General features: G+C 73.8%; 15 protein-coding genes. 6 read left to right on the forward strand and 9 right to left on the reverse strand.

From position 1 onward, the window contains the following. Positions 1–18: 18 nt before the first annotated feature. Both AB0K14_RS21810 and AB0K14_RS21815 read right to left on the reverse strand, forming a co-directional pair. On the reverse strand, positions 19–2,364 hold the full coding sequence (locus AB0K14_RS21810) for an FtsX-like permease family protein (RefSeq protein WP_360455272.1): 2,346 nt from the start codon (positions 2,362–2,364) through the stop codon (positions 19–21). After that, on the reverse strand, positions 2,361–3,053 hold the full coding sequence (locus AB0K14_RS21815; protein ID WP_360455274.1) for an ABC transporter ATP-binding protein: 693 nt from the start codon (positions 3,051–3,053) through the stop codon (positions 2,361–2,363). Before AB0K14_RS21815 ends, AB0K14_RS21810 begins: the two co-directional genes overlap by 4 nt. A gap of 205 nt (positions 3,054–3,258) precedes the next feature. On the opposite strand from AB0K14_RS21815, the gene AB0K14_RS21820 reads away from it, so the two are divergent. Both AB0K14_RS21820 and AB0K14_RS21825 read left to right on the forward strand, forming a co-directional pair. Next, positions 3,259–4,638 (forward strand): sensor histidine kinase, encoded by a 1,380-nt coding sequence (locus AB0K14_RS21820; RefSeq protein WP_360455277.1) that lies wholly within the window; start codon positions 3,259–3,261, stop codon positions 4,636–4,638. Continuing rightward, positions 4,635–5,306 (forward strand): response regulator transcription factor, encoded by a 672-nt coding sequence (locus AB0K14_RS21825; protein ID WP_360455280.1) that lies wholly within the window; start codon positions 4,635–4,637, stop codon positions 5,304–5,306. Before AB0K14_RS21820 ends, AB0K14_RS21825 begins: the two co-directional genes overlap by 4 nt. A 4-nt stretch (positions 5,307–5,310) precedes the next feature. Here AB0K14_RS21825 and AB0K14_RS21830 read toward each other — a convergent pair whose 3' ends face one another. Then, entirely contained in the window at positions 5,311–6,519 is a 1,209-nt protein-coding gene (locus AB0K14_RS21830) for a lipase (protein WP_360455283.1), read from the reverse strand. Positions 6,520–6,590: 71 nt separating this feature from the next. Then, complete coding sequence (locus AB0K14_RS21835; protein WP_360455285.1) at positions 6,591–9,773, reverse strand: BTAD domain-containing putative transcriptional regulator; 3,183 nt, start codon at positions 9,771–9,773, stop codon at positions 6,591–6,593. A 188-nt stretch (positions 9,774–9,961) separates the two neighbouring features. Between AB0K14_RS21835 and AB0K14_RS21840 the strand changes: the two genes are divergently transcribed. Further along, positions 9,962–10,834: an alpha/beta hydrolase gene (locus tag AB0K14_RS21840; RefSeq protein ID WP_360455288.1), complete on the forward strand. Its 873-nt coding sequence runs from the start codon at positions 9,962–9,964 to the stop codon at positions 10,832–10,834. Between the two features lie 230 nt (positions 10,835–11,064). Here the strand turns inward: AB0K14_RS21840 and AB0K14_RS21845 are convergent, their stop codons facing one another. Together AB0K14_RS21845 and AB0K14_RS21850 are read right to left on the reverse strand one after the other, a co-directional pair. Continuing rightward, positions 11,065–12,108: a TerC family protein gene (locus AB0K14_RS21845; RefSeq protein WP_360455291.1), complete on the reverse strand. Its 1,044-nt coding sequence runs from the start codon at positions 12,106–12,108 to the stop codon at positions 11,065–11,067. Between the two features lie 3 nt (positions 12,109–12,111). Continuing rightward, positions 12,112–12,258, reverse strand: a complete 147-nt coding sequence (locus AB0K14_RS21850; RefSeq protein WP_360455293.1) for a hypothetical protein — start codon at positions 12,256–12,258, stop codon at positions 12,112–12,114. A gap of 132 nt (positions 12,259–12,390) precedes the next feature. On the opposite strand from AB0K14_RS21850, the gene AB0K14_RS21855 reads away from it, so the two are divergent. Both AB0K14_RS21855 and AB0K14_RS21860 read left to right on the forward strand, forming a co-directional pair. Then, positions 12,391–12,777, forward strand: a complete 387-nt coding sequence (locus tag AB0K14_RS21855) for an STAS domain-containing protein (RefSeq protein ID WP_360455296.1) — start codon at positions 12,391–12,393, stop codon at positions 12,775–12,777. A gap of 58 nt (positions 12,778–12,835) precedes the next feature. Continuing rightward, a complete protein-coding gene (locus AB0K14_RS21860; RefSeq protein WP_360455299.1) occupies positions 12,836–13,405 on the forward strand; it encodes a GNAT family protein in 570 nt (189 codons plus the stop codon). Between the two features lie 51 nt (positions 13,406–13,456). On the opposite strand, the gene AB0K14_RS21865 is transcribed toward AB0K14_RS21860, so the two are convergent. From AB0K14_RS21865 to AB0K14_RS21875, 3 genes are all read right to left on the reverse strand, one after another. Then, the gene (locus tag AB0K14_RS21865; RefSeq protein WP_360455580.1) at positions 13,457–15,478 is read right to left on the reverse strand and encodes a translation factor GTPase family protein; all 2,022 of its coding nucleotides are present in this window, start codon (positions 15,476–15,478) and stop codon (positions 13,457–13,459) included. A 191-nt stretch (positions 15,479–15,669) separates the two neighbouring features. Then, on the reverse strand, positions 15,670–16,512 hold the full coding sequence (locus AB0K14_RS21870; RefSeq protein ID WP_360455302.1) for a cytochrome c biogenesis protein CcdA: 843 nt from the start codon (positions 16,510–16,512) through the stop codon (positions 15,670–15,672). Beyond that, positions 16,512–17,099, reverse strand: coding sequence for a redoxin domain-containing protein (locus AB0K14_RS21875; protein WP_360455305.1), 588 nt, complete (start codon positions 17,097–17,099; stop codon positions 16,512–16,514). The genes AB0K14_RS21870 and AB0K14_RS21875 overlap by 1 nt, the downstream gene beginning before the upstream one ends. A 258-nt stretch (positions 17,100–17,357) precedes the next feature. Here AB0K14_RS21875 and AB0K14_RS21880 point away from each other — a divergent pair, with 258 nt between their 5' ends. Further along, positions 17,358–17,903: a hypothetical protein gene (locus tag AB0K14_RS21880; protein ID WP_360455308.1), complete on the forward strand. Its 546-nt coding sequence runs from the start codon at positions 17,358–17,360 to the stop codon at positions 17,901–17,903. The last annotated feature ends 10 nt before the right edge of the window (positions 17,904–17,913 follow it).

The following is a 17,913-nucleotide window of genomic DNA, read 5'->3' on the forward strand; positions in this document are numbered from 1 at the left end:
GAGGGTGCGGACCGGGCCCTACTCGGTGCGCAACGCGGTGGCGGTGGAGGTCCGGGCCGCCCAGGTCGCCGGCGGCAACGCCCCCACGATCGCGATCAGCAGGCCGCCGACACCCAGCGCGACGAGTCGCAGCGGCTCGTGCACGGCGAAGGCCGACGCGGGCAGGCCGATGCCGGCGCTCTCGCCCATGGCGGGCAGCACCCACTGGTGCAGGGCGACGCCGACGGGCACGCCGACCGCACCGCCGAGCACCCCGACCACCACGACCGACCCGAGCACCATCGCGACGGTCTGCCGGGGCGTCATGCCGAGTGCTTTGTGGACGCCCAGGTCTCGGACCCGTTCCCGGGTGTCGAGCAGCACGGTGTTGAGCACGCCCATGGCGGCGACCGCGACGAGCATCAGGGTGAGCACCGCGGTCAGGCTGTTGATCAGGATGATCGTGTCGCTGGCCTGGTCGTCCCCGCCGGGTGCCGCGGTGGCGTCCAGCGGTTCCAACGCCTTGTTCAGGCTCTCGACGTACGCGGTGACGTCGGTGCCCGGTTGGACCGCGATGTAGTGGCTCACGTCGGTCGAGGTGGCGGCGAACGTGGCGGTGTCGGTGAGGACGACCATGCCGTCGTTGCTCATCTCGAAGACGTCGCCGACGATCCGGACGGTGACCGACCTGTCCCCGTCGTGCAGCGTGACGGTGTCACCGACGCGGGTGCCGGTGGCGTTCAGGAACGGCGTCGCCGCGACGGCCTCGCCCGGTGCGGTGAACCACCGGCCCGCGACCATCTGGTAGCCGTCCCAGGTGGCGTCGCCGGTGAACGAGACGACCTTGGTGGACCCGGTCACCCCGGCGACGGTCACGGTGGTCCGCGTGGTGCGGTAGTGCGCTCGGGTCCGGGCCTGGGCGTCGATGGCGGCGGACACGGCGACGGGGTCGGGGTCTGCCTTGCCACCGGGTGCGCGGCCGCCGGGAGGGCGGGCGCCCGGGCCTCCCGTGCCGGGGCGTTCGACGCCGATCGTCACGTCGGCCAGGTCGTGGTTGCGGGCGATCTGCACCTGGTTGAGCGAGGACGCCAACCCGACGGCGAACGTGACCGCGGTGGCGCCGAACAGGACGGCCGCCACCATCGCCGCCGCACGCACGGGTCGGGTGAACGGGCGGGCCAGCCCGAGGCTGATCGGTCGCGGCACGGCGAGCCGCGCGGTCAGCCGGGCCGCCCACCGACCGCGTCCGGGGCGCGGGGTGCGGCCGACGGCGATCGCGTCCACGGTGCGCAGCCGTCCGGCCCGGGACGCGCTCCCCCACGCCGTCACCGACACCAGCACCAGCGCGCCGGCGACCACCACGGCGTTCACCCAGGGTGACACCGTGAGCGTCACCGCGCCGTAGACGTCCTCGGTCTCGGCCAGCACCGGGATGGCGAGCAGGTTGCCCGCCACGACCCCGATCGCGGTGCCGACGGTCGCCGGGATGAGCGCCTGGGCCATGTACGCGCGCACGACCTGCGCCGGGGTGAAGCCGAGCGCCTTGAGGATGCCGATGCGCCGGGTACCCGCGCCGACCGCGCCGGCCACCACGTTGCCGACCACGAGCAGCGACATGGCCAGCCCCAGGATGCCGAACGCGACGAGGAACGGCACGAACACCGCGATGGAGCGGTCGGCTGTCTGCTTGAGCACGAGCCAGGACTGCGACCCGGTCAGCGCGCCTTCGGGCACCGCCGCCTCGATCGCCGCACGGCCCGCCTCGACCTGCTCGGCGGTGTCGGCGGTGGCCAACCGGTAGAGCACCTGGTGCCCGTCGGGCGTGGTGATCCAGGACGGTGGCACCCAGCCGTCGGCGGTGCGGCTGACCGAGCGGGCCAGGCCGACCACGGTCAACGTCGAGCCGTCGGCGAGGGTGAGCTCGCGACCGACGCCGGAGCCGGTGGGCGAGTGCGCGTACGGGCCGTCGGCGGACACCACGATCTCGCCGGGCGCGTCGGCCCAGGCGCCCTCGGTCAACGTCACCGCGTCCACCGGGCCGCCGCCGGGGTCGGCGCGGCCCACGACGGTCAGCGGCGATCGCGGGCCGGGGCCGTCGTCGCCGGGCGTGATGGTCAGGACCGGGAACGGTCCGGCCGTCGCGGTGACGCCCGCGACCGGCGCGGACAGCTGCGCCGCGGTCGCCTTGGTCGGGTCGAACCGGGCGGACAGGTGGGCGCCGCGCTGCTCGGCGAACGCGTCGTCGAACGGCGCGGTGGACGCCTCCAGCAGCGAGCCGCCCAGCACGGACGAGGTCACGGCCATGGTCGTGGCGAGTCCGATGAGGACGGTCTGCACGCGCCGTCGTGCCACGCCGGAGCGCACGACGCGACCCAGCGCGCTCATCGGGTGGGCTCCGCCACGACGTCGCCCGCGATCCGGCCGTCGACCAGCTGGATGGTGCGGCGCGTGCAGGACCGGGCCAGGGCCAGGTCGTGGGTGACCACGACGAGGGTCTGGCCGTCGGCGTTCAGCTCGGTGAGCAGCGCGCTGACGTCCTCGCCGGAGGCGGTGTCCAGCGCGCCGGTCGGTTCGTCGGCGAGCAGCAGCGCGGGCCGGTTCATCAACGCCCGGGCCACCGCGACGCGCTGCCGTTCGCCGCCGGACAGCCGGCCCGGGTAGGCGCGGGCGTGCCGGGCGATGCCGAGTTGGTCGAGCAGTTCCGCCGCCCGCTTGCCCGCTTCGCCGCGCGCCATGCCGGCCAGCTGCGCGGGCAGCACGACGTTGTCGGCGACGGTCAGGTCGTCGAGCAGGTTGAAGAACTGGAAGACCATGCCGACGCGGGCCCGGCGGTAGCGCGCGGACCCGGCCTCACCGAGCCCATCGACCCGCACACCGTCCACGGTGACCGTGCCGGCGTCGGGTCGGTCGAGGCCCGCGATGAGGTTGAGCAGCGTGGACTTGCCGCTGCCGGACGGGCCGAGGATGGCGACGGCCTCCCCCGCGCCCACGGTCAGCGACACGTCGCTCAACGCCGGCGGCCCGTCGTCGTACCTGCGGCTCACGTCGCGCAGTTCGATCACCGGCGTGGTCATGGGTCTGCTCCTCGGGTCGTCCTGGTTCGGCGCGGTGGACGCTAGGAGCGGGGCCGGCCGGGGCGCGTCGGTCGGCCGGGGCATTTCCGGTACTCCGCCGGGATGAGGGCGGTGCGGTGTCATCCCCGCGATGTAGTCGAGCGGTGTAGGCGCAGGGGTCGGCGGGCGGATGTCCCGCGGCGGGGCCGTCGGTGAGAATGGCCGGGTGACGAGCGCGCCGGTGGTGGACCGACTGCGGGCCTGGGCCGCCCTGGTGGCCGTGCCGAGCGGTCCGCTGCCCCGGCCGACGCGGCGCAACTACCTGTTCGACGCGGTGCTCGCGCTGGTGATCGGCATCGCTTCGGTCCTGTACGCGCTCGACAGCGGCGACGTGCCCGCGCGCGTGGTGATCGGTGGCCCGGTCCCGCCGATGCGCCCTCCCCCACCCGAGCCGGGCGTGGTGGCCGGCGCGGTGGTCGTCGCGGTGGTGGCGGCAGCGGCCCTGGTGCTGCGCCGCCGTTATCCGCTGGCCGTGATGTGGGTCGTGCTGTACACGACCCTGGTGGCGTCGACCGACACGCCGAGGCTCACGTTCTACGCCTGCATCGTCGCGGCCTACTCGGCCGCCGCCTACAGCCCGTTCCGGCCGCCCGCGTTGGCGAGCCTGTCGGTGATGGTGCTGGCGGTGGCGGTGTTCCGCGAGTCGGAGCTGCCGGTGGTGCCCAACGAGTACGTCCCGCTGCTGATCCTGGTGCCGTTGATCGTGGCGGCGAACGGCCTGCGCACGTGGAAGACCCGCACGGACGAAGGTCGGGCGCAGGTGTCGGCGTTGGAGCGGGAGCAGGCCGAGGCGCTGCACCGGGCGGTCGAGCACGAACGGGCGCGCATCGCGCGGGAGCTGCACGACGTGGTGACCCACCACGTGAGCGTCATGACGATCCAGGCGGGCGCGGCGCGCAAGGTGATGGTGTCCTCGCCCGACCAGGCGCAGGAGGCGCTGCTCGCGGTGGAGGCGGGCGGCCGGGCGGCGATGACGGAGCTGCGGCACGTGATGGGGCTGCTGACGATGAACGGTCCGGAACCCGTCGACCTGACCCCGCAGCCGGGTCTGGACCAGTTGGAGGCGTTGGTGGCCCGGGTCCGCGACACCGGTGTGCCGGTCCGGTCGAGGGTGACCGGGCGGCCGCGCCCGTTGCCGTCCGGGGTCGAGCTGGCCGCCTACCGGGTGGTGCAGGAGGCGTTGACGAACGCCGTCAAGCACGCGGCGGGCGCGTCGGCGGCGGTGACCGTGGACTACGGCGCCGACCACCTGCGGGTGGAGGTGGTCGACACCGGCGGCGAGCCGGGGCCCGGTGCGGCCACCGGTGACGGGCACGGGCTGATCGGGCTGCGGGAACGCCTCGCGGTCTACGGCGGCACGCTGGACGCCCGGCGCCGCCCCGACGGCGGCTACCAGGTGACCGCGTCGATCCCCGTCGAGCCGGTACCGCCCACCTCCGAGCCCGTACCGCCCACCTCCGAGCCCGCGCCAACCACCTCCGGGCCTGCGCCAACAACCGTCAAGCCTGCGTCAACCACCGTCGAACCTGCCTCGGAGGCACCGTGACCGACCCGCTGCGGGTGGTGGTCGCCGACGACCAGGTGCTGGTCCGCACCGGTTTCCGGATGATCCTGACCGCCGACGGCATCGACGTGGTCGGTGAGGCGACCAACGGCGTGGAGGCCGTGGAAGCGGTGCGCCGCACCGTGCCCGACGTGGTGCTGATGGACATCCGGATGCCGGAGCTGGACGGCCTGGAGGCCACCCGGCGCATCCTCACCGGCGGCGACGCCGAGCCGCGCGTGATCATCCTGACCACGTTCGACCTCGACCACTACGTCTACGCCGCGTTGTCCGCGGGCGCGAGCGGGTTCCTGCTCAAGGACGTGACGCCGGAGCACCTGGTCGCCGCGGTCCGCATGGTCCGCTCCGGCGACGCGCTGCTGGCGCCCGCCATCACCCGCCGCCTGGTGGAGCGGTTCGCCAACCGCGGCGCGGACACCGCCTCGCTGCACCGCGACCTGGCCGCGCTGACACCGCGTGAGCTGGAGGTCCTCCGCCTGCTGGCGCGGGGGTTGAGCAACGCCGAACTCGCCGGGCGGCTGCACCTGTCCGAGGCGACGGTGAAGACCCACGTCGCCCGCATCCTGGCCAAGCTGGGGCTGCGCGACCGCGTCCAGGCCGTAGTCGTGGCCTACGAGACGGGGTTGATCACGCCCAGCGGCCAGGGCTGACGGCTCAGCCGGGGAACCGCACCTCGGGGTAGCGCGCGGACAGGCCGTCGAACAGGTGGTCCGGCCGGTGGCGCAGGTGCACGTCGAAGAACGCGGTCAGGTAGGCGCGCTGCGCGGCGGTGCTGCGGGCCGGGTCGACCGTGCCGGTGATGGGCGCCGTCACGGCCGGGTCGAGGCCGAGGTGGGCGGCCAGCTGCGGCACCAGGGACTGGTGGTCGGTGAACGAGGAGTGCTCGCCGTCCGACAGGTGCGGCCGGCGGACCCAGGCGCGGTGGTTGGCCAGGAACTCCTGCCACGACGCGTCCGACGCCGAGCTGTGGTCGCCCGCGCTCATCAGCAGGAACGGCCGGTCCAGGCCTTCGTCGGCGACGCGGCCGAAGTCGCGCGCGGACTGGGAGTAGCCCATGCTGCCGTCGAGGTTCGCGCCCGCGTCGATCCGCCGGTCGGACACCATGGTCTCGCCCGCGGTGAAGCCCCCCGCGGAGTGGCCGACCACGCCGACCCGGGTGAGGTCGAGCGACCGGCGCAGGCCCGCCGGCAGGTGCCCGGCGTCCGGGTTCCCGCCCCTGGTCAGGGATTCGAGTCGGTCGAGCACGAAGCTCGTGTCCTGGACGCGCGTCGCCATCAGCTTCTTGTTGACCTCGACCGTCAGCGGCGACGGGATCGATCGCGGGGCGACCCGTCCGTCGGGGAACTCCACGGCCAGGGGTTCGTGGGTGTGGTCGATGGAGACGACCACGTATCCCTCGCTCGCCAGCTGTTCCGCGAGGCCGGTGCCCAGGGCGCGCGGGTTGCCGCGGCCGGGCGAGTACAGCACGACGGGCCGCCGACCGGGCAGGGCGGGCGCGTCGGGGATCGAGTGGGTGGCGAAGCCGTAGTCCAGTTCGGCCGGGTCGATGCGCAGTGCCGCGGCGTCGGACCTGGCCACGGCTTCGGCGACCGGGGGCGGCATGAACGGCGCCCGCGCGTCGCCCCGGGACGGGGTCGGGTAGCGGACGGTGACCATCAGCTCCCGGGTCCGGGTCGGCAGCCAGGGGTCGGGGCGGGCGTGGTCGACGAGGTGGAGCTCGGTGATGCCCACCGCGTGGGGTCCGGTGGGTGCGGGCAGGTGGAACCGCAGGGCCTCCGGTGAGGCCGTCGCGGTCGGGGCGGTGGCCGCCAGGGCGGCGCCGGTGAGCAGGGCGAGCCCGCGCACGAATCGTTTTCCGGTCACCAGGCGAACCTATGGCGGTTCGGGGTGCGTGGAATCGGGATGTCCACCCAGCGCGACCCTGAGACCGCACACTAGGTGACGTGCGGGACGGTCCACTGTGGAGCGTTCAGCCGGTCGGCCAGCTCCTCGGCCCGGCGGTGGTGCGCCGCGGCCTCGTCGTGGCGTCCCAGGACGGTGGCGAGGTTGCCGAGGTGGTGCGCGGCGGGGCCGAAGGAGACCAAGCCGCTGCCCGCGCCGGCGAGTTCCCCGGCCGCCGGGAGCAGGCGTGCGTAGAGGCGTTCCGCCGTCGGCCGGTCGCCTGCCTCGACCGCGATCACGGCGTGCAGGCACGTCCTGGCTTCCAGGAGCAGGTCGTGCGGCGGATCGGGCACGGTGGCGGCGAGGGCCTCGGCGCGCTTGCCCCGTGCCAGCAGCGCGACGGGGCGTGCCCACGGCTCGTGCGGACCCCAGTCGCCGTCCTGGACCACGCCGATGCTCAGCAGGGCCAACGGGAGCATCCCGCGCTCCACGCCGGGCATGCCGGCGCCGGCGAGCCGGGACGCGGCGGCGCGGTAGGCGGCCTCGGCCTCGGCCCGCCGACCGGACAACGCCAGTCGCAGCGCGGCGTACCAGGCGGTGAAGACGCCGACCAGCGGCAGGTCGTGGCGCTCGGCGAGCGCGTCGGCCTCGGCCGCGTGCCGGTCGGCGGCGGCCAGGTCGGCGAGCGCGGCGCGGGCCTGGAGCCCGATCAGGTGGCCGAGCACCTCGAACGTCACCAGGCCGTGGCGCGCGGCGAGGTCGAGCAGGTCGTCACCGATCCGGGCCCGGTCGGGCGCGAGGCCCGCCCGGTGGCACGTCTGGAGGAAACGGCCGTTGAGCGCCAACGCGAGCAACGACGGGTCGTCCAGGTCGCGGGCGATCGCCTCCGCTTCCCGGGCCGCCTCCATGCCCCTTCGCCCCGGGTCGGCGCGCCGTTCCATGGCGATGGTGATCAGCAGGCGCGCGCGTTCGGCCTCGTGGCCGGGCGGGAGCAGGGCCAGGGTTCGTTCGGCCGCACGGGTGAGGCGGGCGGACAGGGCTTCGTCGTCGTTGGTGGTCCAGATCGCGGGGACGTCGAAGGAGCCGATCGTGCGCGCGGTCAGCACCGGGTCGCCGACCGCCTCGGTGACCGCCTCCGCCCGGTACCGCCGGGCCTGCTCCAGGTCTCCGGTCACGGCCAACGACCGCACCAGGCCCATCACGGCCTCCAGGCGCGCCGTCGGTTCGGTGCGCGGCGAGCGGTCGAGCGTCTCCCGCCACAGCACCGCGGCCTGGTGGGGCGCGAACCGGCGCTCGGCCCGTTCGGCGGCGGCGCGGGCGTAGTGCGCGGTGCGTGCGGCGGCGGCCCGGCTCCCGGCGCGCAGGAGGTGGTGGGCGATGGCCTCGACGTCGTCGGGGTGCGCCCGCTCGACGACGTCGGCGGCCGCGGCGTGCCACCGGGCCCGGCGGGTGCGGGTGATGTCGTCGTACAGCGTTTCGCGGACCAGCGCGTGGGCGAACCGCAGGCGGTCGGCGTCCGGTTCCACCAGGAAACCCGCGAGCAGCGCCGACTCGACGGAGTCCAGCACCGCGTCCTCGTCGTCCCCGATGAGCGGGATCAGCACGTCCAGGTCGACGTCCTGGCCGAGGACCGACGCCTGCCGCAGGTGGGTGCGGGCGGTCTCGGTGAGCTGGGTGAGGCGGTGGCGGATCACGTCCCGGACGCCGGCGGGGACCGTGCGCAGGGCCGGGTCGGTCTCCCAGAGCCGGGTGAGCTCGCGGACGAAGAACGGGTTGCCGGCGCTGCGGGTGTGGATCGCGCGGACGTCGGCGGCCGTCGGCTCGCGGTCCGTGATGGCCTCGACCAGTTCCCGCACCCCGGATTCGGTGAGCCCGCCCAGGTAGACGCGCGTCGGTTCGGCGCGGGCGGCCCGGCCGAGTGCCTCGGTCAGCGCGGCGGGGATCTCGGTGGAGCGGTAGGTGGCGACGATCAGCACCGGTCCGGTGTCGTGGTCGGTGGCCAACGAGGTCAGCAGGGCGAGGGTTTCCTCGTCGGCCCAGTGCACGTCGTCGAAGACCAGCAGGACCGGGCGGTGCGCGGCGACGGCGGCCAGGTAGGAGCCGATGGCGCGGTGCCGGTGGAACCGTGCCGCGACGGGGTCGTCGGGGGTCGTGTCGGGGATGGGCGGTGGCTCGTGGTCCGCGGCGAGGGCGTCCCGCACCTGCGTCCACGGCCAGGCGGCGGGCGCACCCCGCAGTTCGGGGCACGTGCCCCACGCGGTCGTCCACCCGGCGGCGGCGAGCCGTTCGGTCAGCGCCGCGGCCAACGCCGTCTTGCCCGCGCCCGCGACCCCGGACACCAACGCCAACCCCGGCCGACCCGCCGCCACCGTCGCGGCTGCCCGCGCCAGCTCGGCCAACTCGTCCGTGCGGCCGACGAACGGGACGGGCCGCGGGTCCGGCGCGGGCGGGGTCGGCGGTGCCGCGGTGTCCGGGCCGGTGGTCAGGTCCGGGGCGTGGGCGAGGATGTCGGACTCCAGCCGCCGCAGGGCCGGGCCGGGGTCCACGCCGAGTTCGGTGCGCAGCGCCTCACGGGCCTCGCGCAGCGTCGCCAACGCCTCGCCCTGCCTGCCCGTCCGGTAGAGCGCGAGGGCGAGCAGCCTGCGGCCGTCCTCGCGCAGCGGGTGCGCGGCGACGTGCGCACCCAGGTCCGGCGCCGTCTCGGCGGCCTTGCCCAGCGCCAACGCCGCCTCGGCCCGCCGTTCGACCGCCAGCAGCCGCATCTCGTCCAGCCGGGTCGCCTCGGCGCGGGCCCACGGTTGGTCGGCGAACTCGGCGTACGCGGGGCCGCGCCAGAGCGCCAGCGCCTCCCCCAGCAGCGCGTAGGCGTCCGCGAACCGGCCGGCGGCGTGCGACCGGGCCGACGACGCGACGGCGTCCTCGAACCGCCGGGCGTCCACGTCCTGCGCCCGCAGGGCGTAACCGGGCGGCGTGGTGACCAGCAGCCGGGCCGGCGTCCGGGGCGGGCGGTCCGGTTCGAGGGCCTTGCGCAACGCGCCCACGAACGTCTGCACGGCGCCGAGCGCCCCGTCCGGCGCGTCGTCCCAGAGGTCGTCGATCAGCCGCGTGACCGGCACGACCCGACCGCTGGCGACCAGCAGCCGTGCCAGCACGGCCCGGTGCCGCGGTCCCTTGAGGTCGACCGGCCCGCGCTCGTCCACGGCCTCCAGCGGCCCCAACACCCCGAAACGCACCATCGCCGACAACGTATCCGACGCCCCACCCACCGGCCGACCGAGTCGCCGCTGATCGGACCGCTGACCTGCGTCGACCCGCCGCCGACCGGCGGCGCTGATCCGACCGCTGACCGGCGGCTGACCGAACGCTGATCGGCACGACGCACGGTTGTCGACGAACCACCAACACCCTCGACCGGGAGCCGGACATGAAGATCGCCTCGTTCACCCAGCAGCGCGTCACCGTCGCCGACGGCGTCGCGCTCAACGTCGCCGTGGGCGGCTCGGGCAGCCCCGTCGTGCTGCTCCACGGCTTCCCCCAGACCCACCTGATGTGGCGGCACGTCGCCGCCGACCTGGCCGCCGACCACACCGTCATCTGCCCCGACCTGCGCGGTTACGGCGACAGCGACAAGCCGGTCGACGTCGACGGGCAGACCTACGCCAAGCGCACGATGGCCGCCGACGTCGTCACCCTGGCCCGTGCACTCGGGCACGACCGCTTCGCGCTCGCCGGTCACGACCGGGGCGCGCTGGTCGCCATCCGCGCCGGGCTCGACCACCCGGACGTGGTCACCCACCTGGCGTCTTTGGACGTCCTGCCGACCCTCGACATGTGGGACGTGCTGCACGGCACCACCGCCGCCGTCGGCTTCCACCTTTACCTGATGGCGCAGCCGCCCGGCCTGCCGGAAGCCATGATCAGCGCCTCCGCCGACGCGTTCTTCGGCCACTTCCTCGACCTCTGGGGCACCGACCCGGCCGCGATCCCGGCCGACGTCCGCGCCGCCTACCTGAAGGCGTCCCGCGAGGCGGTCCCCTCGATCGTCGCCGACTACCGCGCCTCGGCCACCGTGGACGTCGACCACGACCGGGCCGACCGCGAGGCCGGGAACCGGTTGCGGATGCCGGTGACCGTGCTGCAACAGGACTGGGGCGCCGCCCTCGGCTTCGACGCCACCGCCCGCTGGCGCGAGTGGGCACCGGACCTGGAGCACCACACCGTCTCGTCCGGCCACTTCATGGCCGAAGAAGCACCCGGCGACGTGGTCAAGGCCCTGCGCCACCTCCTGACCCGCTAACCCCACCCCCGCGCGTGTCCTACCTCCAAAACCCGCGTGTCCAACGTTCAGAACGCGCGTGTCCTACGTTCAGAACGCGCGTGTCCTACGTTCAGAACGCGCGTGTCCTACGTTCGCGTACCCCGAGTTCAACGCTCAGAACGGCCGGCGCTGTTCTGAACGTTCAACTCGGCTGTTCTGAACGTAGGACACGCGCGACCCGGGTGTAGGACACGCGCGGGGTGGCACGGTCACGTCGGTTCCCCACGACGTGGCCGCGGCCGCGCGGCGTCCTCGCCGCCCTCCGCCCTGGCGCGCCGGGCCCGCAACGAACCCGGACGTGCCTTCACCGACGGGTCACGCCGTGTCTTGACGAGGCTCGCCACGGTCACCACCGACAACACCACCACGATCACCGCGAGGCTGACCAACGTCGGCACCTCCGGCACGCGGGCGTCCACGTCCTTGTGCGCCCACTGGAGGATCAGCTTCACCCCGATGAACGCCAGGATCAGCGACAACCCGGTCGACAGGTACACCAACCGGTCCAGCAACCCCTTGACCAGGAAGAACAACGCCCGCAACCCCAGCAGCGCGAACGCGTTCGCGGCGAACACGACGTAGGGCTCCGAGGTGATCCCGAACACCGCCGGGATGGAGTCCAGCGCGAACAGCACGTCGATGCTGCCGATCGCGAGCAGCACCACGAACAGCGGCGTGGCCATCGGCCTGCCCTCGCCGCGGGTGAACAGCTTCCCGGCGTCGTAGTCGTCGGCCACCGGCAGCACCCGGCGCGCGGTCTTGACCACGACGTTGTCCTCGACGTCGGGATCCTCGTCCCGGTGCCGGAACAGCTGCACGGCCGTGTAGATCAACAACAGGCCGAACACGAGGAACACGAACGAGAACAACGCCAGCAACGTCGCGCCCACCGCGATGAACACCCCGCGCAACGCCAGCGCGAGCACGATGCCGAACGTCAGCACCTTGTGCTGGTGGGCCTCCGGCACGGCGAACGTCGACATGATGATCACGAACACGAACAGGTTGTCGACCGACAGGCTCTTCTCCACCAGGTAGCCGACGAAGTACTCGGTCCCCGCCTCCCCGCCGTGCTTCACCGTGAACCACACGCCGAACAGCAGCGCGAACAGCACGTAGAACACCGACCAGGCGGTCGCCTCACCGATCCCGACCCGGTGCGGCCGCACCACCGCCTGCACCAGGTCCACCGCGAGCAGCGCGAGGACGACGCCGATGGTGACCACCCAGGTCAGGACCCCGATGTCAGCCACGGATCAGGTACCGGAGGTGGGCGGCACCGGCGGGGGCAACGGCTTGGGCGGTATCGGATCGGGCCCGGTCGGCTGCGGCCGGCGCGGCACGGGAGCCGGCACCGACGGGTCCGGCGGGTCGGGCTCGTGGTCACCCCGGTGCGAGCTCACGCGTCCCTCCTCATGGCCTCGACGGCCTCGCGGCGTCGTCGTGCTCCGGGTTCCCCGCTCACGCCGGGCGTAACGCCGAGCCGGACCGGGACGACGCCACGGTCACACAGGCCACCCCGAGGGAGCGCGTCCATGACCGATCGGCATTGGCAGGCCGACGAGCTGGCCGTCGACACGATCGAGGTCCGCGGCTTCGCGGTCACCCGTGTCACCGGCGAGGTCGACCTCGCGGGTGTCGACCTGATCCGCGCCGAGTTGCACGCCCAGCTCGAACGACGGCCGCCGGTGCTGGTGGCTGACCTGACGGAGGTGACCATCCTCGGCTCGCTGGGCATCGCGGCGCTGCTCGACGCCCACCACCGCGCGGTCGCGACGGGCGTCGGGTTCGCGGTGGTGGCGAGCCGGCGGTCGGTGGTCCGCCCGCTCCAGCTCACCGAGGTCGACCGGTTGCTCACCGTGGTGCCGTCACTCGACCTGGTGAGTGCGCCGACCACGCCCGCCGAGCGCCACCCCGGCTGAACGTCGAACCCGGAAACCCGGTGGACGGCGACGCCGGTGGGCGACGACCATGCGCACCGTGACAGCGGATGACGTGCGTTTCGTCGAGCTGGACGGCCGCGTCATGGCCGCCCTGCTCGACGGTGACCTGACCGCGGCCGAGGTCGCGCTCACCGAGTACTTCCTGACCGACCGGGCGCGGTGGCTGTGGCGGTACCGGCTGGACCAGATCGCCGCCGACCCCGGCAACGCCCGGTGGATGGCGCGCCTCGCCATGGTGGCCGAGGACGCGGTGGACAGGGCAGCGGTGGACGGTGCAGCGGTGGACGGTGCTGCGGTGGACGGCGACGTGGTGGTCGGGCACGCCGGGTTCCACGGTCCGCCGGACGCCGCGGGCATGGTCGAGATCGGCTACTCCGTCGACCCGGCGTTCCGCCGGCGCGGCTACGCCAGGGCCGCGCTGGTGGAACTGCTGCGCCGGGCCGCCGCCGACCCCGGCGTCCGGACCGTGCGGGCGACGATCGGCCCGGACAACGCGGCGTCCTTGGCCACCATCGCGGGCTTCGGGTTCGTCGAGGTCGGCGAGCAGTGGGACGACGAGGACGGGCTGGAGCTGATCTTCGAACGCCCGGCGGCCCAGCCGGTGTAGCCCAGCCGGTGCAAGCCCGACCGGTGCAAGCCCGACCGGTGGCCCGGCCGCTCACCGGGTGGCCAGGTTCCGGTTCGACAGGAATCGCAGGTACTCGTCGTGGTCCAGCGGGTTGCCGTCGGTCCTGGCCCTGGTCGGCGGCCGCCCCCGGACCACGCGGGCCGGCCCCGGCTCGTGCCAGATGCTCCCCTCGCCGCGGGTCAGGCCCGGCAGCGCGGCGGCCAGGTCGTGCAGCGACCGGGCCGGGATGTCACCCGGTACCAGCCACGCCGAACCGGACGCCACCGCCGGGGCGAGGTCGGCGCCCAGCGAGAGCAGCAGACCCGTGACGGCGCTCAGCGCGTCCTCCGGCACCTCCACCTCGACCCGGTAGCCGGGCTCGTGGACCGCGCTGCCCGCCCGCCGCAACGCCCGCAGCAGCACGATCGGCGTGAGGTGGCGGAAGTCGGCGGCGACCGTGTTCGGCGCCTGGTAGCCGACGTGCGTGACGGTGACCGCGCAGTCGGTCACCTCCCACCCGTGCAGGCCCTGCTGGAGCGTCGTCGTCACCGCCTCCTCGATGGCCCGGTGGTAGGCCTTCGGCAGCAGGCCGAGCTGCGCCTGCCTGGTGAACGTGGTGCCGGTCCCCGGCGGCAGCGGCTCGACGCGCACCCCCACCGTCTGCCAGAAGTCGTTCGGGCCGCGCGGGTCGAACTCGTGCACGGCCTCGCCCCGACCCACCGGCCGCTCGAAGTACACCGGCCGGACCTGCTCGAACACCGCCTTGATGCCGTACTCGCGATCGAGCCGATCCGCGATCACCTCCCGCTGCACCGCGCCGTAGAGCAGCACCGACGTCGCGCCACCGGTCGCCCTGGTGCGGATCAGCGGGTCTTCGTCGGCCAGCCGGGTGAGCGCGGCGTGCAGCTCCGCGGCACGGCCGGGCTGCTCGGGTCGCACGACCGACTCCAGGATCGGGGGTGAGAAGTGCGACCCCGGCTCGTCGTCGTCCGCACCCAACCGGTCGCCCACGCGCACCCGCGGCAGGCCCCGCAGCTTGCCGATGTCACCCGCGGTGAGCGGTCCGGACCCGCCGCCGACGACCTCCAGCCCGGCGATGCGCCCCTGGTGCTCCTCGACCGCGCCCGAGGCGTCGCGCCGTCGCAACGCCACCCGCTGCCGACCGTGCAGGGTGCCGGAGAACAGGCGCAGGTAGGCGACCTTCTCCCCCTTCCCGGTGCGCTCGACGGCGAACACCGTGCCGCGCGGGCCCTCGGACGACGCAGGGCGCGGCGCGAGGAACCTCCGCACACCGTCGGCGAGCTCCGCCGTCCCCGCGCCCGACATCGCCGAGCCGAAGAACACCGGGTGCGCCACCCCGCGGCACGTCTGGTCGCGCAGCAGGCCCGCGACGTCGTCGGGCAGGTCGCCGTCGACGAGCCGGCCGAGCAGCGGGAGGTCGTGGTCGGCGAGCACCTCGGCCACCTCGGCGGCGAACGCGCGGTCGGCGAACGACCGGGCGACCACGGTGGCGCCCCGCGTGCCCAGCCGCTCGACCCGCGCCATCGGCACGACGGCGGGCGTGAGCCTGCGGCGGATCTCGGCGAGCAGGTCGTCCTGCCGCGCGCCCATCCGGTCCACCTTGTTGACGAAGATCAGCGTCGGCAGGCGCAGTCGCCGCAGCGACCTCATCAGCACCCTGGTCTGCGCCTGCACGCCCTCGACCGCCGAGACGACCAGCACGGCGCCGTCGAGGACGGACAGGGCGCGTTCGACCTCGGCGATGAAGTCGGGGTGCCCCGGTGTGTCCACCAGGTTCACCTGGAGATCACCCAGCGCGGGATCGCGCAGCGCGAACCACGCCACGGCGGAGCGGATGGTGATGCCGCGACGGCGTTCCAGCTCGCCGCTGTCGGTCTGCGTGTCACCGCCGTCGACGCTGCCGAGCCGCGGGATCCTCCCGTGGTCGAACAGCAGCCGTTCGGTGAGGCTGGTCTTACCGGCGTCGACGTGCGCGAGCACGCCCAGGTTGAGGGTTCGAGCGGAGATGACGGTCCTCGCGGGTGTGGGAAGGGGCGTCTGACCGGAGCACACCGTCGAGTCGCCGCATCCCACTCCTCCTCAAAGACCACACCGCACACGCGGACCGGAACACGGTAGATCGAACCGCCGGATCCCGCCGGCCGATTTCTCCGCCGCCGCGACACGACCGCAGGCAAACAACCGGCGGCACACGACCGCAGGCACAGGACCGGAGTCAGCGCCGCAGGCACACGACCGGCGGTTCAGCGCCGCGCGGCCTTGCGGCGGGCCAGCACGACCCCGCCCGCGACCAGGAGCACCAGCACCGCCACCAGCGGCCACGGGCCGATCGCGGTCACCGCCTCCACCAAGGCGCCCTGCACGGCCGCCGCCGCGTCGACCACCGGGTCGGCGGGATCGGCGGCGCCGAAGAACAACCGCAGTTCGTAGACCCCGTAGTAGGCGACGTACGCGCCGACGAGCACCAACAGCACGCCGCCGATCCGCGACACGTGGGGCAGCAACCCCCTGGCCCGGGCCGCCAGGGTGCTGTCGGTCAGCGTGGCGGCGACGGCGAGCACACCGACCACCAGCCCCATGCCCAGCGCGTAGGCGAGGAACGCCACGACGCCCTCGGCCACGTCCGCGCCGCCCAGCGCCGTGCCGACGACCGCGAGGAACGGCCCGATCGTGCAGGACAACGACGCGACCGCGTAGGCGACGCCGTAACCGAACATCGACCCCAACCGCCTGGTCGGCGCGCCCTTGGTCGGCTTGGGCATCAGCAGCGCCACCGTCTTCCCGGCCACCAGCAGCACGCCGGTGACCGCCAGGGCCGCGCCGATGACCACGGTGACGAACGGCAGGTAGCGCTGCACCGAGGCCGCGACCGGCGCGATCACCACGCCGAAGACCCCGAACACCACCACGAACCCGGCCGTCATCACGGCGCTCGCGGCCAGCGCCCGACCGATCGCGCCCACCCGGTCACGGCCGTCGTCGCCGTGCACGACCAGGGTGAGGTAGGCGGGCAGCATGGCGAAGCCGCACGGGTTCACCGTCGCGACCATGCCCGCCAGCACCGCGAGCAGCACGACCTCGGTCATCAGGGGCCCGCGATGGCGGTGACCCGGTCCCGCAACTGATGCTCGGACAGCTGGGTCGTCACGACGTCCACCTCGCCGTCGCGGCCGACGAACGCGTACGCGGGCTGCGCGGTGACGCCGAACCGCTTCCACACCGACGTGTCGGTGTCGGCGATGTGCCCGAACCCGCCGAGTCCGTAGCGCTCCACGAACTGCCGCATCGCGGGCACCTCGTCCAGCGCGGCGACACCGACGAACGTCACCGAGGCGTTGTCCCGGGCCGCCGCCGCCACACCGGACGCCTCGCGTTGGCACGTCGGGCACCAAGGAGCCCAGAACCAGAACACGGCCGGCTTGCCGGCGAGGCTGTCACCGGAGAAGTCGGCCCCGTCCACGGTCTTCGCGGTGAACCGCAGCTGGTCGGCCACCGGCGCGGACCGGCCGGGCCCCGTGGTCGTCGCCGAGGTCGCCGGAGCGGAAGTGGCCGGGGCGTCGGTCGCACCGGACGGCGCGGTGGTCGCGGGAGAGCCCCCGCTCGACATCGGCGCGGACCCGCACCCCACCACCAGGGCCAGCAGAGCGACAACGGACGTGGACTTCCACCGCATCGACCACACCTCCACGGGAACAGGACCCGATCCTGCCCGACCCCACCGCCCGTGGGCCATTACGAACCGCTGACGTTCGGGTGCGACGACCCGCGCGACGGCGACCGCATACCACGGTCGGTCAGTCAGAAAATCTCCCACTTGGCCGCTGTGTGGTAACCCGCTGGCTCCTAAGCTGGCCGTCGACCCTGCCGCACCCCTGCACCGGCCCGGTCACCCCGGGTCCGACGAGGGCTGCCCGTCGAAAGGACAGTTCCCATGCGTACCGGTCGATTCCGCGCCGCCCTCGTGGCCGTCGCCACGGCACTGCTCACCGTCACCGGCGCGACCACGGCCTCGGCGGCACCCGCCGAAGCCGTCCAGGACACCGTCTTCCACCCCACCGCCGAGACTCCGGTCACCGCGCTGGTCACCAAGCTGACCCACGCCGACGCCGCCGCCCGCTTCCGCGCCGCCGGCATCACGTGGTCCTCCAGCGGCGGTTGCAGCGACCGCAACAACCCGACCTGCACGTCGTTCTCGCAGATCAACCTGACCACGGTGCAGGGCGCGGTGACCCTCAAGCGGGCCAGCGGCTGCGCGTTGAACGTCACCGGCGGCACCGAGACCGGCCACGCGAGCGGCACCTACAGCCACTGGAACGGCTACAAGCTCGACTACAGCCTCTACAGCTGCGTCGGCAACTACATCCGCGGCAACTTCGCCTACATCGGTGGCAACAAGTGGCAGTCCGGCTCCGGGAACATCTACTTCCTGGAGAGCAACCACTGGGACGTCACCTACTACAACTGCGGCGGCTGCTGACACCGCCGCG

This window comes from Actinosynnema sp. NPDC050801 (assembly GCF_040673975.1).
Lineage (GTDB): Bacteria > Actinomycetota > Actinomycetes > Mycobacteriales > Pseudonocardiaceae > Actinosynnema.